Below are 18,308 nucleotides of genomic sequence, written 5' to 3'. Positions count from 1 at the left end.
AAGGACCCTTCCCATGAGCGCGCCTGAGAAGACTGTTTCTTCCAACGTGATGCTACCCGACGATGAACATAATCAACGCTTGATCAACTACGTCCATCCACCAAATTGGGTGAACCCGACACCGACTGGTCAATATAACCTGGTGGTCATTGGAGGTGGAACGGCCGGACTCGTGACGGCGGCCATTGCGGCCGGCCTAGGGGCAAAAGTCGCACTGATCGAACGGCACCTCATGGGCGGCGACTGCTTGAACGTCGGATGCGTGCCCTCCAAAGCCTTAATCCGGGCCTCGCGTGCTTGGGCTGATGTTCGAAAAGGTGAGGAGTTCGGCATCCACTTCCCTGGCGCGGCGAAGGAGGATTTCCCCGCCGTCATGACGCGCATGCGGACACTGCGCGCCCAACTCAGCCGGACGGATTCGGCTCAGCGGTTTACCGGCCTGGGCGTCGATGTATACCTGGGCCAGGCGCAATTCACCAGCGCGCAGACCGTGCAGGTCGGCAGCGCGACATTAGACTTCGCCAAGGCCGTCATCTGCACCGGCGCACGGGCCTCCGCGCCACCCATCCCAGGACTACAAGAGGCGGGCTATTTGACCAACGAAACCATCTTTTCGTTAACCGAGCTGCCGGCGAGGCTGGCGATCATTGGAGCAGGGCCCATCGGCTGTGAGCTGGCGCAAGCCTTTGCCCGGTTCGGTAGTCAGGTGTACCTCATTGAGGCGTTACACGGGATCATGCCGAATGAAGATCGCGATGCGGCGGACCTTGTCGAGCAAGCCCTGGTTCGCGACGGGGTGACCTTATTCTGTTGCGGCAAGGAGTTGACGATCCAGAAGACGGAGACCGGCAAGCGGCTGACGGGCGGTTCGCATGGCCGGGCGTATGACATTACGGTCGACCACATACTCGTGGGCGCAGGGCGTAAGCCGAACGTGGACGGTCTTGGCTTGGAGGCTGCCGGTGTTGACTACGACAAGACGGGCGTCACGGTCAACGACCATCTCCGCACGACCAATCCGAATATCTATGCGGCCGGGGATATTTGCTCCCGCTACAAGTTTACGCATGCGGCGGACGCCATGGCTCAGATCGTCATTCAGAGCGCGCTCTTTCCCCATCCCTTCGGGCTCGGCACAGCACGGGTCAGTTCGCTGGTCATTCCCTGGGCAACCTACACCGATCCGGAGATCGCCCACGTCGGCCTCTACGAAGCTGAGGCGAAGGAGAAGGGGCACAAGGTGGAGACGTTCACGCATCGCTTAGACGAGGTGGACCGGGCGGTGCTCGATGGTGAAGCAGAGGGCTTTGCCAAGGTCCATGTGGAGGCAGGAACGGATCGCATTTTGGGGGCCACGATTGTCGCGGCCCATGCCGGCGATTTGATCAATGAGTTCACACTTGCCATGAACGCCGGACTGGGCTTGAAGACCCTGGCGTCGACGATTCATCCCTATCCCACACAGGGCGAAGTCGTGAAGAGGGTGGCCAATGCCTGGCGCAAGACCACCTTCACCTCACGACAAAAGAACATCCTCAGTAAGTGGTTTTCGTGGACGAGAAAATAGAAGTGGGGACGGTTCAGGGACTTTTCACACCATTGGACGAGAGGACACAGCGTATGGCATTCCGTATTTCGATCTTCATGATCAGCATCGCATTTCTGGTTGCCGCCGGTACGATTCTCGGTGAGCCGAATTTCCTGCAAGCTGAATCCCCAGCGAGAGTAGAGATCGGCACGTTTTCTGCGGCAACGCCGGATGGGCCTTGGCCCAACGGCTGGAAGCCACTCACCTTTCCGAAGATCTCCCAGCACACGACGTACCGCCTCGTGAAAGACAGCGACCGCGTCGCCGTCAAAGCAGCCAGTCAGGCCTCCTCTTCGGGACTGACGAAAGAAATTCTGATCGATCCGAAGGAATATCCGATCATTCAATGGCAGTGGAAAGTCTCGAATATCTTGAAGGCCGGGGACGTGGCCAAGAAAGAAGGAGACGATTACCCCGCCCGCCTCTATGTCACCTTCCAATACGACAGCCAGGAAGTCGGGCTCTTCGGCAAGGCAAAATACGAAGCGGCCAGGCTGATCTATGGCCAATATCCGCCGCTGGGCGCCATCAACTATATCTGGGAAAGCCGCGCGCCGGTAGGCACCACGGTGCCGAATCCCTATACCGATCAAGTCCACATGATCGTGGTAGAAAGCGGGCCGGCCAAACGCGACATCTGGATTACCGAAGAGCGCAATGTCTATGAAGACTACAAGCGGGCGTTCGGCCAAGACCCGCCGATGATTTCCGGCGTGGCGATCATGACGGATACGGACAATACCGGTGAGTCAGCCGAGGCCTACTATGGGGATATCGCGTTCAAGAAGAGGGTGGAGTAGTCAGGGCAGAGATAGGGTGGACGCTTGAGCCATCAGCGAAACGGCACATCTGGTTGTGGGTCCGAGACGAACCCCGCACGATTGGGCATCGTGACGCGCGGAAGTGTCTGCGCATCGATCACGGCGTCGGCGGGGACGATGCCGTTTTGATGCAACAGCCAGGCGACGACCGAATAGCTCTCGTCAGGCGTCAGGGATTGTGGCGCCGTCAACGGCATGGCGCGATAGATATAGTCGTACAGAGTCGTCGCATAGGGCCAGTAGCTGCCGATGGTTTTGATGGGCTGGTCTGTGGCCAGCGAACCGTGGCCGCCGACCAGTCGATCCTTGGGCCCTTCGGTGCCGGTTGGTCCGTGGCAGATGGCGCACTTGTTTGCGTAGATGCCTGCTCCTTGTGGAACGGTCCCCCGGCCTGGCGGCAACCCTGCCCCGGTCGGATCGATGTCGATATTCCATGCGCTGATTTCTGCAGGGGTGGCCATGCGTCCAAATCCATACAACGGCGGCTCCTCAGCCCTAGCAACTCCACCAAGAAGCAAAAACAATCCGAGGGCTGATAGCAGGCGCGAGGCTGTATTAGACGTGTACATTCGTCACCTGTCCGTCTCGCCCCACTTTCCAACTCTGAATCGCATTGTAGTGATACGACGAATGGACTCCCCTGGCAGCGACGAGCGCGGCTCTGGTCGGCTGGACATAGCCGCTGTCATCAGTGCAGCGGCTTTGCAGGATCGTTTCTTCGCCGTCCCAACGCCATCCAAACCGGAAGCGCGTGTGACAGTGTGAAAGCACCGGTTCTTGGAGCTGCGCCGGCTGCCAGGTCTGTCCTCCGTCCGTGCTGACTTCAACCGCTTTCACCAAGCCCCGCCCGCTCCAGGCAAGCCCACGAATCTCGACGAAGCCCGGCTCGATCCGCTGGCCACCCGACGGACTCGTGATGACCGACTTGGCTTCCATGACGAAGGTAAATTGCCGAGCGGCGCCATCCGGCATGAGATCGGTATAGCGCGACGTTTCCTCGCGTGTCATGAAGGGCGCGGCGCCGAGTTTGAGCCGTCGCAACCACTTGATGCAGGTGTTGCCTTCCCAGCCGGGGATCACCAGCCGGAGCGGATAGCCTTGCTCAGGCCTAAGCGCCTCGCCATTTTGCCCATAGCAGAGGAGTGCGTCCTTCAGCACGTCCGCCAGCGGCAGGCTGCGCGTCATGACGGCGGCATCGCTGCCTTCGGCCAGTACCCAGGTAGCGTCCGGCTTGATGCCTGCCTCCGTCAACACCGTCGCAAGCGGCACGCCCGTCCACTCGCTGGTGCTCATGAGCCCATGCGTCTCTTGGACCGTTTTCCCCGTCGGACCTTTCCACTCTTTCCCCGAGTTGCCGGAGCATTCAATGAACATCGTGCGCGTCACGGAAGGGAACCGCATGAGATTGTTTATGGAAAAGCTGAGCGGCCGTTCGACCAGTCCATGAATCAGGAGCCGGTGGCGATCGGAATCGATGGCCGGCACGCCGTTGTGGTGGCGCTCGAAGTGCAGTGCGGAGGGGGTGATGATGCCGTGCAAGGATTGGTGCGGCGTCAGAGAATGGGTCGCGGTAGTCAGGCGCTGGGTGGTTTCTGTCGATGCGCGGGAGCCATAGGGGCTGGGCATGCGGCCCGGGATCCGCGTGGGATCGGTGTGGTTCTGTTCCACGGCCGGTAGCAGCGACGGGGCGATCCAGCCAGCGGCTGTGAGGCCCATTGCCGAAACGGCGCGAGTCAACCATATCCGCCGGCCGACGGGTTCCTCTTCTGGTGTTTCTCGATTCGAAGGATCGGACTTCTCTTGATCGGGTGAGCTCATGTGTCCACCGATTAAGTCAGGGGTTTCGCATCAATCAGTCTGACCTCTGTGGCTGTGATGAAGCAAATGTCTGAAAAACGAAATATTGTAAGCGCCGGCATTGCCACATCACGCATTGTGAGGGACGGGCTGTTTGTATACAGTTTCATTGGCAATGCTCATGGCGCGCCTTCGCCGATAGAAGCGATCCAGCAAGGCATCTACTGAGATCAACCCCGGTCCATGCAGGACGAGGTACAGAAACAGAACTCCCCAATAGAAGGCCTCTTGCAACGCGGCCTCGGACAGCTGGCCATAGGAGAGCGCGGCGACGATGTTCAGTCCGAAGAGCGAGAGGGCCGCCCATCGTCCGGCCAGGCCGATCGCCAGCAGAAACGAGCCACCGAGTTCAACGGCCGTGGACAGGTAGGCCGCCATTTCGGGCGGCAGGACGGGCACATCGTAGACCATGGTGAAGAGCATCACGGTGGACATCCAACTGGAAAGCTTGACCATCCCGCCTTTCCAAAAGATGTTCGCAAGGTACAGGCGGACGGAGAGGTCGAACAGGGGAATCAGCGCCTCCAGCCCCTGCACCAGTCGCAGATAGGCTGGCACGGCACAATCGACCGCGCGTCTCGACAGGCTCTGGTGGCGTATCATCGATCCTCCTCTACGGAACATCCGGCAATCACATGCAGGCTCAGCAGAGTGGTCATCAATTTGGCGAAATCGAACTCAGGCTCGAACTCCAACGCCATCTGCTCGATCGACGCCACATCGGCGCCTTGCGACAAGACTTCTGCCACCCGATAGTCCAGCCAGGCCAGCGGCGTCACCTGCACCTTCCCGTCGCTTCGCGTTACGATGACGCCGGTCTGTTCCTCAGGAAGCGGCAAGTCGACGACATCGTCCGGCGATGCGCCCGGTTGCAGTGCCAGCCAAACTCGATGGACTGGTACGGGAAAGGACTGGAACCGCGCAGTCTGATGAAACTGGACCCTGACGCGCGAGGGATCCGCCGAGACCATGGCCTGCAGTTGGTCAGAAGACAGCGAGGACGAATCCGCCGCTTGATACACCTCGTGACAGGCCCATTCGAGCCGTGCCAGCGCGATGAGGAGCAAGGGAGCGTCGATCTGTTGCAGCCAGGCCGGGAGGTGGCGTCCATAGAAAAACAGATCGCCGCTGGTCGAGGGATATTTCTTGATATACCCGCGCGCGAGCACACCGAAATAGCAGTCGCCGGTAAACCGATGCAGCACTGGATAGGTGATCTTCAGCACCTGAGTATAGTTGTTACGAATCAGCCGGCGGTAGAGCGCCACGCTTCGTAGAGCTAACCCATCCGCCGCCATCGCTGCCGTGGCCGCATGGGACTTCCCTTCGACGATCGCCTCGCCAAAGGCTTGCTGTTGTTCACGCAGTCGTGACATGGCATGCCCCCAGAATGGCATCCGCCTGTGTGGCTTGCTCGACCAGTACGGACAGCGGCGGGAGATTGGTATCCCACTCAATCAACGTCGGGCGCGGGCCGAAGTGGTGGATCGTCCACTCATACAGGCCCCAGACTTCCGGGTACACGGGCTGACCGTGGGTATCGATCAGCATGCGACCGAAGCGATCGAATCCCGCCAGATGGATCTCCCAGACGGCCTCAGCCGGAATCGCCATCAGCATATCCAGCGGATCAGTATGGAAGTTGACGGCGTTGACGTAAACGTTGTTGAGATCGAGCAGAATGCCGCAGCCGGTTCTCCCGGCCATCTCGGACAGGAAGGCGCCTTCAGAAATCGGCGAATCCTGCCAGGTCAGATACCGAGTGATATTCTCGATCAGCAAGGGGCGCTTCAACAGATTCTGGGCTTCGTCGATCCTGGCGCAAATATGGTCGAGACTCTCTGCGGTATAGGGAAGCGGCAAGAGATCGTTGAAGAAGCGACCGCCGACGGAACTCCAAGACAGATGTTCCGACACGAATGCCGGCTCGAAGCGATCGATCAAGGCGTTCAGTTTGCCGATATGGGCATGGTCCATCGGATCAGTGGAGCCTAACGACAAGCCGACGCCGTGAAAGCTCAGCGGGTATCGGGCTCTGATGCGTTCGAGGATGCGCAGGGGCGCGCCGCCATCGCCGAAATAATTCTCCGGATAGGTTTCCATCCAAGCGACCGGCGGCGGCGCGTCCAGAATTTCACGAAAATGATGTGCCCGCAGTCCGATCCCGGCCTGTGCCGGGATCGGGGCGGGATGTTGAACAGACATCGCTGGTCGTCCTACATCTTCTTCATCATCATTTCTTTCATCTTCGCCAGATCGTCTTTCGTAATGGGCAACACGGCGCCCTTCGCGATCTTCGCGCACAATCCTTTCGGCAGGAACACATAGGAATCGGCCTCATTGTCGGTCTTGGACTGGCCCACACAGGAATGGAGGCTGGTCTTGACCGCGCAATCGTTCATGCCCGCCTTGGCCACGCCCCCGCAAGCCTCCCAGCCGGCCGGCATTTCCGCCATCTTCGGTGCGGCATTCGCGGCTTCGGCGCCTGCAAGACTCAAGGCCACCAACAGTGCGGAATGAATCATGGCACGCTTCTTCGTCGTTGCGTTCATGGGAGTCTCCTTTGTTAGTTGCAATGCTATTGGAAATGACACTCGATACCGAACATGCGCAGTTCAGGACGGATTTAGTTCGGCTACATACGATCCTCCTTTCAGTACGGCGAGAGATGTGTTCTGGAGCTACTCATTGTTTCGATAGGCTACTACCGATGCGGCCTGGCCGCTGTGAGGCAGCTTACAGTTGGCAATCCGCATCCAGGCGCCGCCCATGCCTCGCTGCGAGTGGTATGGAGAAGCCGCCGACCGGTTACCCGAGAAGCCAGTAGGCCGCTGCTCCGCTCATGAACATCACCACCATCGCGAGCATCATCTTTTCGTGTCCGCACATTCCGTGCTCCTTCGTGCATCCCTGCATACTGCACATCATTGACATGGGTTGCCCCTCCTTTGTGATAGTGGTAGACGGGTTGATGCGTTTTCGTCCATCGAAAGCGCATGCATACATCTAGACTTGCAAATATATTCTTCATACATAACTTGCCATCAGCCACATGAAAGGTCTGTGAGCTGCCTTACAGTTGAAAAAATGGGCGCTTCCGGGTTCAGCATGGGTACAGATCGAGTCCTCCGCAGTGGAAGTAGATCGCCGTCTTGAAGTGCTCGGTATTGCGGAAGCCGCAGGCCATGCTCTTGATCTTCTGGATCTGGCTGTTGAGCCCCTCGCTCATCGCGTTGGTGACCGGATGCTGGGAGTAGGTCAGGATGTTATCGATGTGCCGGCAGACGGTCTCGGCTGCCTTGCGGATCGGCTCAAGACGGCTATGCGTTGCCCAGAAGTACCACCGTTTCCAGAACTTCCAGCCTGACGCGGGGTAGACGTAGTGCCACAGACGGCGTAGGGCCTCTTTGATCGCCCACGCCCGCCCGACTTTTAACTCCTGGCGCATCAGCGCGTCGAACTCGTCGCGCCGCCGCTCCGGCACGTTCTCCCGGCTGTAGAGCCACAGGTACTTGCTGCCCTTCAGCGTCTCGTCGCCTGACGCCATCAGGTCCCGGTGCTCCTGCTTACGCACCGTGTCCACCGCCTTGCCGACATGACCCATGACGTGGAAGCGGTCGAAGACGATCTTCTCCGCTGCTTTGGGCCCCCGCGCCCGCGTCGCCTGGATGTAGGGCTCCCACATGTCCATGGCCAGCGCCTGGATGCCGTCGAGCTGCTCCTGTGACAGCCCTGCGTAGTAGCCTTCCAGGCTCTCCTGCTTGCGGTCTTCGGCGATGTGCTTCACCGTCCCCTCCTCCAAGTCGCAGACCAGCGTCAGGTAGCGATGGCCCTTGGCGGCCGCCTTCTCATCGACGCCGATCCGCCGCACAACCGTGCGCGTCTTGCGATGGCGGCCGCGCTTGACCGCCCGCTCCATCAGCCCCCACGCCTCGTCCCAGCTGATCCGCAAGATCCGCGTGGCGCCGCTCACGTCACATTGCCGCAGCACATCGATGGCCAGGCGCTCGAAGAGCAGCGTGAACCGCGACCGCGGTTCCGCCCACGGCACCAGGACCTGCACCACGCCATGCTCGGCACACTTCACGCGGGGAATGCGCGCATGCAAGTACGTCTGGAACTGGCAACTGTCCAGATGCCGCCACGTCCGCTCCTCGGCGTGGTCGTAGAGCGGCAGCGTCTTCGCGCAGTGCGGACACGCCCCCGCCCCGTCCTCCGGGTGCTCGGCCCACACGTCTACGCGTTGCCCTGTCACGTCCAGGTTCACGCGGCTCACGGTCCACGGCGACTGCAGGCCCAGCAGGTACTGATAGAGCGCGGTGTCTTGCATGGTCGGTCCCTCCTTCGCCGACCATGCTATCCTTTCAGCCTACCCATGCTGAACCCGGAAGCGCCCCATTTTCTTTGGATGGTCGAATCGTAATTGAGATACAGCTTGCCAGCGACGATTTCCCACCATCAGGATAGTAATCGTACTGTAGTCTCGGCATCAGTTCGTGGGCTCCACAGGCAGGACAGGGAAATTGTTGGAGCTGAATACGTAAAGCCATCAATGGGTCGTCGAGCACTGTCATGGCGAGCCTCCCTGTTGAACGGGATGCGTGGTCTGCGTTTCGATCACTCTCGACTTAAACCGCCGCCTGCCGCGACATACGGGGACTGGTCACCGGAACGGGCCCGGCCGAAGCCGTGGCCCCTTCTCGGCGTTCAAGAATCAGTGTATCGACCACATCACCGCAGATCAGGCAGCGGTAGCCGTCTACGCACAGGCTCCTGCTCCGCCCCTGAAGATCGAAAATCTGTTCGCGGACCATGAGTCCGTTGCATCGTTCACAAGTCACAGCTCACCTCCTTGAGGGTAGGACACATGTGATTACCTTGCGTGCGATCCTAATGGATGCCTCACCGCCGATCTGTAAGGCACCTCACGTGTTCGCCCTTCTTTCTTCGTGCACTTGTAATCCAGCCCACAGAAATTTTGTGTGCTGCACAGTAGAGTGCCCGGATTATTGCGGTATCGCGCCGCAGCCGTCCCGCCGATGAGACGGAGCAACCTCTTACTATTCACCTGTTCGTTCTGAAAGGAGTGCCGTATGTCCAAAGTTGCAATCGTGGTATTAGCCGACACAGACACGCATGAAGGGTTGGGTCGTGTGGTGAACGCGATGGAAGCCGTCAAAGAGTTCAAGGACGCCCACGACGACGTCCAACTCATTTTCGACGGCGCCGGGCCCAAGTGGATTCCGGCACTGGAAAAGCCCGATCACATGGCCCACGGGCTGTACGTGGCGGTGAAGGATCGAATCAGCGGAGCCTGCGACTTTTGCGCGGGCGCGTTCGGGGTGAAGGATCAGGTCGTGGCCTGCGGCGTGAAGCTGACGGGAGAATACGACGGTCATCCGAGCTTTAAAACACTCGTATCCCAGGGGTATCAGGTCATCACGTTCTAATGTCGTGAACCTTCGGGCATCCAGCCGGCGCTACCACCACGGTCGGATGCCCGTCCCTTTCGCTGAGCGTCAATAGGTTGACGCTCACGTCGGAAAGAAATCCAGGCCATGAGAAACCCGTTACGATTTTTCATCGACTTGCTGCAGCAACCCCTCTGGGTTTCGCTGTGGGTGCTGTTTCTCATGCTCGTCAACATGGCGAGTCTCGCCTTCTGGCAGGAAGCGGTCACGCAGCTCATCCTTTTGAATTTTCTCGCGAGCGCTATGCTGATGATGGGACTTTATGCACGATATGGATTCACAAAGATTCTCGGGCTCGGCCACTTCCCATGGATTCCACTGCTGGCCTATGTCGTGACACAGATCCCTGCCGCTGAGGCGTCGTTCAAACGCTATTTGCTGGTCTTATCGGTCTCCATGGGCATGTCCTTGGTGCTCGATACGATTGATGTTTGGAACTACTTCAGAAGCCGGGCGCGCCTCTAAAACCCACTGCCTAATAGATCAGGATCTGTTCCGCTGCCTCGAACAACTGCACCATCTTGGCTAGCAGGCTGTTGACAAACCCTCTCCCTCATTCGCGAGAGATATGATAAGAGGATTCTCCATCAGGAGGACCTTCCCTATGATGGGCACAGCCGATCCGCAGCCGTCGATGTTCTATCACATCAATCTAGCGCAGTATGTGACCGCCGATCATCCGATGCGGAAGATCCGCCCGTTGATCGACACGGTGCGAATCCGGCAGCTCTGTGAGCCGCTCTATGCCGAGACCGGGCGGCCGTCCATTCCGCCCGAGCAACTGTTCCTGGCTCTCCTGGACGGGTATCTGCTGGGCGTGACCTCGGAACGGGCCTTGGTGCGCGAGCTGAGCGGGAACCTGGTGCTCCGCTGGTTTGTGGGTCTGGATTTAGATCAGATGCCGTGGGAGCACTCGACGTTCTCACAGAATCGGAAGCGGCGCTTTACCGAGAGTGGGCTGCTCGAACGGTTGTTTGATGAGACGGTCGCCTTGGCGATCACGCAGAAGCTAGTGTCGCATCATACGACACTCGATGGGACGCTGGTCCAGGCCAATGCCTCGCACAAGAGCTTTGTTCCGATGGAAGTATGGCTGAAGCCAGAGGACTATAAGCAACGGATTCGATCACTCGATGCGGGGTCGGAGCCGGACCCGGATTCGGGGAATCCCACGGTCACGTTTCGTGGGGAACGGCGCTCGAACCAGACGCATGTCTCCACGACGGATCCCGATGCCAAGTTGGCCAACAAAGGCAATGGGACCGCGGCCATGGTCGGCTACACCGTGAACGGCCTGATGGAGAATCGGCATCGGCTACTGCTGGGGATCAATGTCGAGTCGTTTCGAGGGCCGGCCTCCGAGACGGACGGCGGGCGGGTCTTGATTGATACTTTCCATAAGAAGCACGATCTTCGGATTCAGACCGTGGGCGCGGACAAGGGGTATTTTGCGAAGCCATTCCTGAGGGCTCTTGTGCGACGGCGGATCTGGCCGCACATTGCGACCAAAACCACCGGCCGGGAGGCTGTGCATCAGCGGGTGCGACGACTGAGCCGGACGGTGGGCTACCGCCTCTCGCAGCGGGCACGGAAGAAGATCGAAGAACTCTGGGGCGAGGCGAAATGCTGGCACGGCTTCCGGCGCTTTCAACGGCGAGGGCTCCTGCAGGTCCGAGACGAAGCCTATCTCATGGGCTGGTTGCTGAATCTGAAACGGCTGGCGAACGTACTCCAGGCACCGGCCTAAGGGAGCCACAGGGGCTGGGGCTATGCGGGGGGGGACAGGAGAGAACAGAAAATGGACGGCTCACACTCCAGAACAGACAGACCAATCGCCACACAGAGACCTGAGTGAGTACCGCCGTGCCAATGAAACTGTTTCAAACGGCGAGTTTGTCAACAGCCTGCTAGTGGAATTGGGGTGACCGCAGCGGCGACCCGGTCCGGATCGATCTTGTAGAGCGACATCATGGTCTGATTCCCATAGATCTCGACGCCCAGCTTGCTCTTGAGAACGTCGAAATACTCGCCGTAATTGTGCGGGACCTGTCCCAACGGGACGCCCATCTGTTCGGAGAGGCTCTGCCATTCTCGCTCAGGCAAACCGGCACGATCAAGCGCGGTGGTCTTACTCCCAGTCAGCTTCCTGAACCACCCGAATCCCTTGGTCACTGGCGTGACGGCGCTCGCATCCACCAGAATCGTGACCTTGTGGCCCGCCATGACCGCCGCCCACGCGACATTCGGCACCGCGCAGATCTGTGTATCGTCCACGGCAAGCGACGTTTCCATATGGATCAGGATGTTGGCTGCGGATACTGGCTGAATCCAAAATCCAATGTTCCAGGCGAGTGCTGTGAAGCTCATGAGCAGGACGGGAACAATTCGCCGTTTCATGGGGCCACCTCCTCATCGGTATCGCTTGGCGTTTGGTGATCGCAGCAACCTGCGGCACCCGAAGTCGTCTCAGGACCAATAGATTCCTTGTACGCGGCATAGGCTTTGAGCGCCCATTCCTCGCCGGGACAACCTTGCATGGTCATGGCCACCTCAAGGAATTCGATCAGTTCTTCTTGTGTGCTCCCTTTCTCGTGCGCCATCCGGACATAGGCGCGAATGCAGGGTTCGCATCGGATTGCGATGGAGATAGCCATCGCGGTGAGGAGCTTATGTTTGGCGGGAACCGCCCCATCGCGATAGGCTGCCTGGCGCATGCGAAGCAACCCGCCTGTCACTTGCGGACTAAGGCGACGCAATTCCATGAACCGTGTGTCGTTCGGACGTGTCACGATGTCCTCCGTTTCTGTGATTGATGTGAGGCAGGTTGTGCTTTTTCTATATGGTGCAAAATCTGACAACGATCGATGGGCTGACCAGCCTGACAGGTGCGGATCAATCCGCGCAGCGCGCGGGCCAACGTCTGAAGGTCTGCCAGCTTCGCTTCCACGCCATGTAATTTAGCTTCTGCCTTCCGCTGCACGTCGCCACAACGCGCCCGCACACTCACACGAAGATTCAACAGTTCGGCGATTTCTTGCAGCGTGAAGCCCAGCGCTTGGGCGTTCTTGATAAACCGAAGCCGTCGTTCCTCCTCTTCGCCATAGATCCGGTATCCCGACGGTCGGCGCGCAGACGGACCGAGCAGCCTGCGCCGTTCGTAGTACCGCACGGTCTGGACATTGACCCCGACCGCTTTTGCGAGTTGCCCGATGGTGCACCCAATTGTCATCTTCTGACCTCCGATGAGACTCTACACCCCGTACCATGGTACTGAGTCAATGGGGGTACAAGCTTTTTTCCTGTCTCGCGTTCCTGTAAGAATCCTCACGAACCAGCGACTCAGATCTGCCGCCTCGACGATAGAAAGACGGGTGCATAGTCACTGTAAGCCAGCTTACAGTTGCATGCTCGTCCGTCGTGTACAGTTACCATTTACCACCCGCCAATTCACGAGAACCGGATTGACGTAGGCCGGAAGGATTGGTACATAGACCAGCCTGCAAAAAATCATTGACCGTGAGGAGACCATGCCGATCGACGATATCACCCAGAAAGTCAGCGACCGCTATGCGCGGGCGGCTGCAACCGGCGAACAGATGTGTTGCCCGACCGGGTATGACTTTACCGACCTCAAATCGTTTGTTCCGGAAGAAGTCCTAACCATCTCCTACGGCTGCGGCACTCCTGCCGGGCTGAACACCGTTCAATCGGGTGAAACGGTGCTGGATATCGGCTCCGGCGGCGGGATCGATTGTTTTGAAGCGGCGCGCCGGGTGGGACCCACCGGCCGGGTCATCGGCATCGACATGACGGACACCATGCTGGAGATTGCCCGCCGCAACGCGCCCATCGTGGCCGGAAACCTGGGCTACGCGACATCGAATATCGAGTTCCGCAAGGGGATGGCCGATGCCATGCCGGTGGAGGACGCCAGCGTCGATCTGATTATTTCCAATTGTGTGATCAATCTAGCGCCCGACAAGCGAAAGGTCTTCCGCGAGATGTACCGCGTGATCAAGCCGGGCGGCCGGTTTACGATTTCCGACATCGTGTCGGACCAGGTTGTGCCGCAATACCTGGTGCATGACGCAGCCAAGTGGGGCGACTGTCTGTCCGGCGCCTTGCAGGTGCAGGACTACATCGGCGGGATGGTCGATGCGGGATTTCGCGCCGTCCACCAGATCAAGTCCACGCCCTGGCAGTCGATCGACGGCATCCATTTCCTCTCGGTGACGCTCACCGGATACAAGTTTCCAGCCATCGCCGACGAAAAGACCTCGTCCTATGCCACGCTCCGGGGCCCCTTCTCGAGCGTCACGGACGAATTGGGCCAACGGTACGAACGCGGCGTACCCCAAAGCATCGACGCCCAACGCGCGCAACTGTTGCAGAGCGAGCCGCTTCGTTCGCTGTTCCTTCTCGGCCCTACGCCCGTCACACTCGCTGCCACCGATCCACGCTGGTGCGCAATCCATCCGGAACAGAAACCCTGTGTCTGGCAAGGCGCCTATGCGATTCTCACCGGGCCAATCATCAGTGCCGAGGACGACGATCATCACCAGTACTACCGCGGCGTGCCGTTGGAAATTTGTTCCAAGACCCTCCAGGTCCTGACACAGGAGGCCTATCGCCCTCACTTCACGATCTACCAACGAGCCTCGGCAGGTGTGGACGGCACGGAAGTCGCCTGTAGCCCGACCGGCGGTTGTTGCTGAGCCGCCTGACGATGAGGAAGGGATCGATCCGATGGGCCTAAGCCTGCTCGCTCGACGAGATCCGCTCGCAGCCGCGTCGGAGCAGCTGCGACTCCTGGCCCAGACGACGGCCTGTCAGCCGTTCGAGACGGCCCTCAATGCGGTAGAGCTCTATCCGCTTCACGCCACCGGCATCACGACGTTCCAACTCAACCTGGGAAAGCTGTGTAACCAAACCTGTCGCCACTGTCACGTCGACGCGGGACCTGACCGGACGGAGGTCATGTCGAAAGACACCCTCGACCTCTGTCTCCAGGCCCTGGCTCGTACGGATATTCCCACCGTGGATATCACCGGCGGCGCACCGGAGCTCAATCCGCACTTTCGCTGGCTCGTCGAACAGGCCCGATCGTTAGGCCGTCAGGTGCTGGATCGCTGCAATCTTTCCGTGCTGCTCATCCCTTCGCAAGCCGACCTGGGAGAGTTTCTCGCGCAGCACCGCGTGGAAGTGATTGCATCGCTGCCGTCCTATCAGGCGACACAGACGGATGCGCAACGCGGCGAGGGTATTTTCGACAAATCGATGGAGGCCCTTCGGTTATTGAACCGACTGGGCTACGGTAAAGAGGGAAGTGGACTGACGCTCAACCTGGTGTACAACCCGGTCGGCGCCTTTCTTCCGCCGAAGCAGGAAGGGATCGAGGCGAAGTTCCGGAAAGAGCTGGCCTCCCGTCACGGCGTCAGCTTCACGCGCCTGTACACCATCACCAATATGCCCATCAGCCGATTTCTGGAGTTCCTGATCGAAAGCGGCAACTACGAAGGCTACATGGAACGGCTTGCCGCGGCCTTCAACCCGGCGGCGGCAGCTGGCGTCATGTGCCGCTACACACTGTCGGTCGGATGGGACGGGACCCTCTACGATTGCGACTTCAATCAGATGCTGGAATTGCCGGTCTCGCAGGGAACCCCACAACACATTCGAGACTTCGATCCCGCACGCCTGCACCATCGGCAGATCGTGACGAGGAACCACTGCTACGGGTGCACAGCCGGCTCCGGTTCCTCCTGCGGCGGCGCCGTCACCTAGCAAGGACCTGAGACGAGTGACTTTTCCTCCTGAGCCAGGAAACCCTTGATCTGGCCAAGAATCTCGTCGCGAACTCGTCGAAACAGCTGTCGATGGGCTTCGTCAGAGTCGGTGACTGCCGCCGGATCGTCAAAACTCCAATGCAACAGATGGGTGGGCCCCGGCCAGGTCGGGCAGGACTCTTTGGCCCGGTCGCAGACCGTAATGACGTAATCGAACGGCTGCGTCAGAAATTCAGAGACATGTTTTGACCGATGTCCCGCAATGTCGATTCCCACCTCGGCCATCGCTTCGACCGAGCCAGGGTTCAAGCCAACCGGGTGAGTGCCCGCGCTGAACACCTCAAACCGATCGCCCGCCAGATGCCGCAACCACCCCTCCGCCATCTGACTGCGCGCGGAGTTGCCGGTACAGAGAAATAGCACTCGTGCTTTCATGTGCCGACCTCCTGATTGAACCAATGCCTGGTCTTGTTGCACACGCTGCAGACGGACAACATGACCGGCACTTCCACCAACACCCCGACCACCGTCGCCAACGCGGCACCGGACTCCGGTCCGAACAGGGCGATGGCGGTCGCCACAGCCAATTCGAAAAAATTGCTGGCACCGATGAGCGCTCCCGGCGCGGCGATCGCGTAGGGAACCCGCCAGCGATGCATCAGGCCATAGGCCAACGAGGAATTCATGTAGACCTGCAGGAGAATCGGCACTGCGATCAGGACGACATGTACCGTCTTCCCCAGGATGTTTTGCGACTGAAACGCGAAGATGCACACCAACGTGAGGAGCAATGCCGCGATCGTCACCGGCGCGAATCGGGGCAGAAACAGTTCTTCCATCCACCGCAGCCCATACCGGCGCACCAGCCAGAGCCGGAGCCCGGCGCCGATGACCAACGGAATGACGATAAAGATCGCCACCGAGTAGAGCAGCACGTCGAACGGCACGGCCAACGATGACGCGCCGCTCACCAGCAACCCGACAATCGGAACAAACAGCACGAGCATGATCAGGTCGTTCACGGCCACCTGGACGAGCGTGTACGCGGGGTCTCCGTCCGTCAGGTAACTCCACACAAACACCATTGCCGTGCAGGGCGCCGCAGCCAGGATAATGGTGCCCGCGATGTATTGGTCGGCCTCGGCGGGTGAGATCCAGGCTGAGAAGACGAACCGGAAAAACACCCAGGCAAAGAACGCCATGGAGAAGGGCTTCACCACCCAATTCACAAACAGGGTAATCAGCAGGCCGACCGGCCGCTTGCCCACGTCACGAACCGAGGCAAACTCAACCTTCATCATCATCGGCACAATCATCAGCCAGATCAGCACGGCGATCGGCAGATTGATGTGGCTGCCCTGTCCGATCTCAGCCCCTCGCAGGCTCGACACCAAACCGGGCACCGCCTGCCCGATCAGCACACCGGCCACCATGCAGAGCGCCACCCAGAGCGTGAGATACCGCTCAAAGAACGACAGCCGCTTCGTAGCCACCTGCGGCGCACCGACCGATAATGCGAGTTCCATCGCTCCTGCTCCTTCGTGCTCGCGCTGCCCGGCGGAGTTAGACCGTCACGGCCGGTTTCTTGGCCCGAATGAATGCGCTCATGAACTTGCCCTCGACTTGGGCCACGAGCAGATCACTGGAGAGGTCTGTGCCGACCAGCAATTCCTTCACGTCATCGGCCTGATAGATGCGCGTCGGCTCGATTCCGATCTCGACGAACCCCGCCTGGGCCAGCATGTCCCGATACTCCGTCTCTTCCAACGCGCCCGCGACACAACCGGCCCACAATTCGAGATTCCGTCGGATCTCCGAGGGAACCGCCCCTCGCACTACAATGTCGGACAACGCCAGCCGGCCTCCCGGACGCAGGACGCGAAAGGCTTCCGCCAGCACGCGCTCCTTTTCGCCGGACAAATTCACGACGCAATTGCTGATGATCACATCCACGGAACGATCAGGCAGCGGGATGTGCTCGATTTCGCCCTTCAGAAACTCGACGTTCTCCACGCCGGCTTCGCGCTGATTTTCTCTGGCCAACGCCAACATCTGCTCCGTCATATCCAAGCCATAGGCTTTCCCCGTCGGACCGACTCGCTTGGCAGAGAGCAACACATCGATGCCGCCGCCGGATCCCAGATCCAACACCGTCTCACCGGCATGAAGTTCTGCCAGAGCCGTTGGATTCCCGCAGCCCAGCGAGGCCGCCACGGCATCCGCCGGCAAACCCTGACGCTCCTGATCTGAATACAGGTTGGACGTGATCGGATCGACATTCATCAGCGCGGGGGAGGCCCCGCAGCAGGAACTGCCTCCGCTCTTGGCTCTAGCGGCCGCTTCACCGTATTTCTCCTTGACCAGCTCTCGAATCGCTTGTGCGTCCATTTCGTCGCCTCCTCTTTTATTCATCAAGATTCATTGATCTATTAGACAGAAAAAAAATCAACAGCAGTCGGTGGCGCGGCGCGCCCGCTTCGCCTGCTTGAGCGAATCGACGAGGTCATCGAGCTCGGCAAGGGCGTCGGCGTTCACGGAGTAGTACATCCATCGGCCCTCTCGTCGATCCAAGATCATTCCGGCGTCCTTAAGTACCTTCAGATGAAAGGAGAGCCGCGACTGCCCCGCCTGCAGGCGATCCGTCAGTTCGCACACACAGCACTCGCCCTCTTTCAGCTCGTCCAGAATCTCCAATCGCGTCGGGTCCGCAAGCGCGTGAAACAACTCCGCCGCCCGCGCTGGATTTCGCACCGTGCTTCCCTTCATGACAAAAATATATATCAAC

22 protein-coding genes are annotated in these 18,308 nt (G+C 59.5%); 7 read left to right on the top strand and 15 right to left on the bottom strand.

Annotated features, from left to right (window positions below; translation table 11 throughout):
• Positions 1–13: 13 nt before the first annotated feature.
• Entirely contained in the window at positions 14–1,567 is a 1,554-nt protein-coding gene (locus H8K11_14640; protein MCS6264990.1) for a mercuric reductase, read from the top strand.
• A 77-nt stretch (positions 1,568–1,644) separates the two neighbouring features.
• On the top strand, positions 1,645–2,388 hold the full coding sequence (locus H8K11_14635; GenBank protein ID MCS6264989.1) for a DUF3047 domain-containing protein: 744 nt from the start codon (positions 1,645–1,647) through the stop codon (positions 2,386–2,388).
• A 32-nt stretch (positions 2,389–2,420) separates the two neighbouring features.
• Here the strand turns inward: H8K11_14635 and H8K11_14630 are convergent, their stop codons facing one another.
• The 8 genes from H8K11_14630 to H8K11_14595 form a co-directional block, all read right to left on the bottom strand.
• Positions 2,421–2,978: a c-type cytochrome gene (locus H8K11_14630; GenBank protein MCS6264988.1), complete on the bottom strand. Its 558-nt coding sequence runs from the start codon at positions 2,976–2,978 to the stop codon at positions 2,421–2,423.
• A complete protein-coding gene (gene soxC, locus H8K11_14625) occupies positions 2,965–4,227 on the bottom strand; it encodes a sulfite dehydrogenase (GenBank protein ID MCS6264987.1) in 1,263 nt (420 codons plus the stop codon). The genes H8K11_14630 and soxC overlap by 14 nt, the downstream gene beginning before the upstream one ends.
• A gap of 108 nt (positions 4,228–4,335) precedes the next feature.
• The gene (locus H8K11_14620; protein ID MCS6264986.1) at positions 4,336–4,869 is read right to left on the bottom strand and encodes a DoxX family protein; all 534 of its coding nucleotides are present in this window, start codon (positions 4,867–4,869) and stop codon (positions 4,336–4,338) included.
• The gene (locus H8K11_14615) at positions 4,866–5,642 is read right to left on the bottom strand and encodes a putative DNA-binding domain-containing protein (protein MCS6264985.1); all 777 of its coding nucleotides are present in this window, start codon (positions 5,640–5,642) and stop codon (positions 4,866–4,868) included. Before H8K11_14615 ends, H8K11_14620 begins: the two co-directional genes overlap by 4 nt.
• The gene (locus H8K11_14610; protein ID MCS6264984.1) at positions 5,626–6,471 is read right to left on the bottom strand and encodes a DUF692 domain-containing protein; all 846 of its coding nucleotides are present in this window, start codon (positions 6,469–6,471) and stop codon (positions 5,626–5,628) included. Before H8K11_14610 ends, H8K11_14615 begins: the two co-directional genes overlap by 17 nt.
• Positions 6,472–6,482: 11 nt before the next feature.
• Entirely contained in the window at positions 6,483–6,791 is a 309-nt protein-coding gene (locus tag H8K11_14605) for a DUF2282 domain-containing protein (protein ID MCS6264983.1), read from the bottom strand.
• A 578-nt stretch (positions 6,792–7,369) separates the two neighbouring features.
• Positions 7,370–8,596: an ISL3 family transposase gene (locus H8K11_14600; protein MCS6264982.1), complete on the bottom strand. Its 1,227-nt coding sequence runs from the start codon at positions 8,594–8,596 to the stop codon at positions 7,370–7,372.
• A 298-nt stretch (positions 8,597–8,894) separates the two neighbouring features.
• The gene (locus H8K11_14595) at positions 8,895–9,107 is read right to left on the bottom strand and encodes a hypothetical protein (GenBank protein ID MCS6264981.1); all 213 of its coding nucleotides are present in this window, start codon (positions 9,105–9,107) and stop codon (positions 8,895–8,897) included.
• A 252-nt stretch (positions 9,108–9,359) separates the two neighbouring features.
• Between H8K11_14595 and H8K11_14590 the strand changes: the two genes are divergently transcribed.
• The 3 genes from H8K11_14590 (at position 9,360) to H8K11_14580 (ending at position 11,484) form a co-directional block, all read left to right on the top strand.
• The gene (locus tag H8K11_14590) at positions 9,360–9,716 is read left to right on the top strand and encodes a DsrE family protein (GenBank protein MCS6264980.1); all 357 of its coding nucleotides are present in this window, start codon (positions 9,360–9,362) and stop codon (positions 9,714–9,716) included.
• Between the two features lie 108 nt (positions 9,717–9,824).
• Positions 9,825–10,202 (top strand): hypothetical protein, encoded by a 378-nt coding sequence (locus H8K11_14585; protein MCS6264979.1) that lies wholly within the window; start codon positions 9,825–9,827, stop codon positions 10,200–10,202.
• 139 nt (positions 10,203–10,341) lie between these two features.
• Entirely contained in the window at positions 10,342–11,484 is a 1,143-nt protein-coding gene (locus H8K11_14580) for a transposase (GenBank protein MCS6264978.1), read from the top strand.
• Positions 11,485–11,633: 149 nt separating this feature from the next.
• On the opposite strand, the gene H8K11_14575 is transcribed toward H8K11_14580, so the two are convergent.
• The 3 genes from H8K11_14575 to H8K11_14565 are packed head-to-tail and all read right to left on the bottom strand — an operon-like array spanning position 11,634 to position 12,966.
• Entirely contained in the window at positions 11,634–12,134 is a 501-nt protein-coding gene (locus H8K11_14575; GenBank protein ID MCS6264977.1) for a hypothetical protein, read from the bottom strand.
• Positions 12,131–12,526: a carboxymuconolactone decarboxylase family protein gene (locus H8K11_14570; protein MCS6264976.1), complete on the bottom strand. Its 396-nt coding sequence runs from the start codon at positions 12,524–12,526 to the stop codon at positions 12,131–12,133. The genes H8K11_14575 and H8K11_14570 overlap by 4 nt, the downstream gene beginning before the upstream one ends.
• A complete protein-coding gene (locus tag H8K11_14565) occupies positions 12,523–12,966 on the bottom strand; it encodes a heavy metal-responsive transcriptional regulator (GenBank protein MCS6264975.1) in 444 nt (147 codons plus the stop codon). Before H8K11_14565 ends, H8K11_14570 begins: the two co-directional genes overlap by 4 nt.
• Before the next feature lie 298 nt (positions 12,967–13,264).
• On the opposite strand from H8K11_14565, the gene H8K11_14560 reads away from it, so the two are divergent.
• Both H8K11_14560 and arsS read left to right on the top strand, forming a co-directional pair.
• Positions 13,265–14,452, top strand: coding sequence for a methyltransferase domain-containing protein (locus H8K11_14560; GenBank protein MCS6264974.1), 1,188 nt, complete (start codon positions 13,265–13,267; stop codon positions 14,450–14,452).
• Between the two features lie 31 nt (positions 14,453–14,483).
• The gene (gene arsS, locus H8K11_14555; protein ID MCS6264973.1) at positions 14,484–15,521 is read left to right on the top strand and encodes an arsenosugar biosynthesis radical SAM protein ArsS; all 1,038 of its coding nucleotides are present in this window, start codon (positions 14,484–14,486) and stop codon (positions 15,519–15,521) included.
• Here arsS and H8K11_14550 read toward each other — a convergent pair.
• Genes H8K11_14550 through H8K11_14535 form a run of 4 tightly spaced genes read right to left on the bottom strand, consistent with a single transcriptional unit; the run spans position 15,518 to position 18,289 of the window.
• Complete coding sequence (locus H8K11_14550) at positions 15,518–15,958, bottom strand: arsenate reductase ArsC (GenBank protein MCS6264972.1); 441 nt, start codon at positions 15,956–15,958, stop codon at positions 15,518–15,520. The genes arsS and H8K11_14550 overlap by 4 nt on opposite strands.
• Positions 15,955–17,049, bottom strand: a complete 1,095-nt coding sequence (gene arsB, locus H8K11_14545; protein ID MCS6264971.1) for an ACR3 family arsenite efflux transporter — start codon at positions 17,047–17,049, stop codon at positions 15,955–15,957. Before arsB ends, H8K11_14550 begins: the two co-directional genes overlap by 4 nt.
• Positions 17,050–17,086: 37 nt before the next feature.
• Positions 17,087–17,911: an arsenite methyltransferase gene (locus H8K11_14540; GenBank protein ID MCS6264970.1), complete on the bottom strand. Its 825-nt coding sequence runs from the start codon at positions 17,909–17,911 to the stop codon at positions 17,087–17,089.
• A gap of 57 nt (positions 17,912–17,968) precedes the next feature.
• Positions 17,969–18,289 (bottom strand): winged helix-turn-helix transcriptional regulator, encoded by a 321-nt coding sequence (locus H8K11_14535; protein MCS6264969.1) that lies wholly within the window; start codon positions 18,287–18,289, stop codon positions 17,969–17,971.
• Positions 18,290–18,308 lie beyond the last annotated feature (19 nt).

This window comes from Nitrospira sp. (assembly GCA_024998565.1).
Taxonomy (GTDB): domain Bacteria; phylum Nitrospirota; class Nitrospiria; order Nitrospirales; family Nitrospiraceae; genus Nitrospira_A.
Note: the sequence above shows the minus strand (reverse complement) of the source record. Positions and strands in the feature narration are given on the sequence as shown.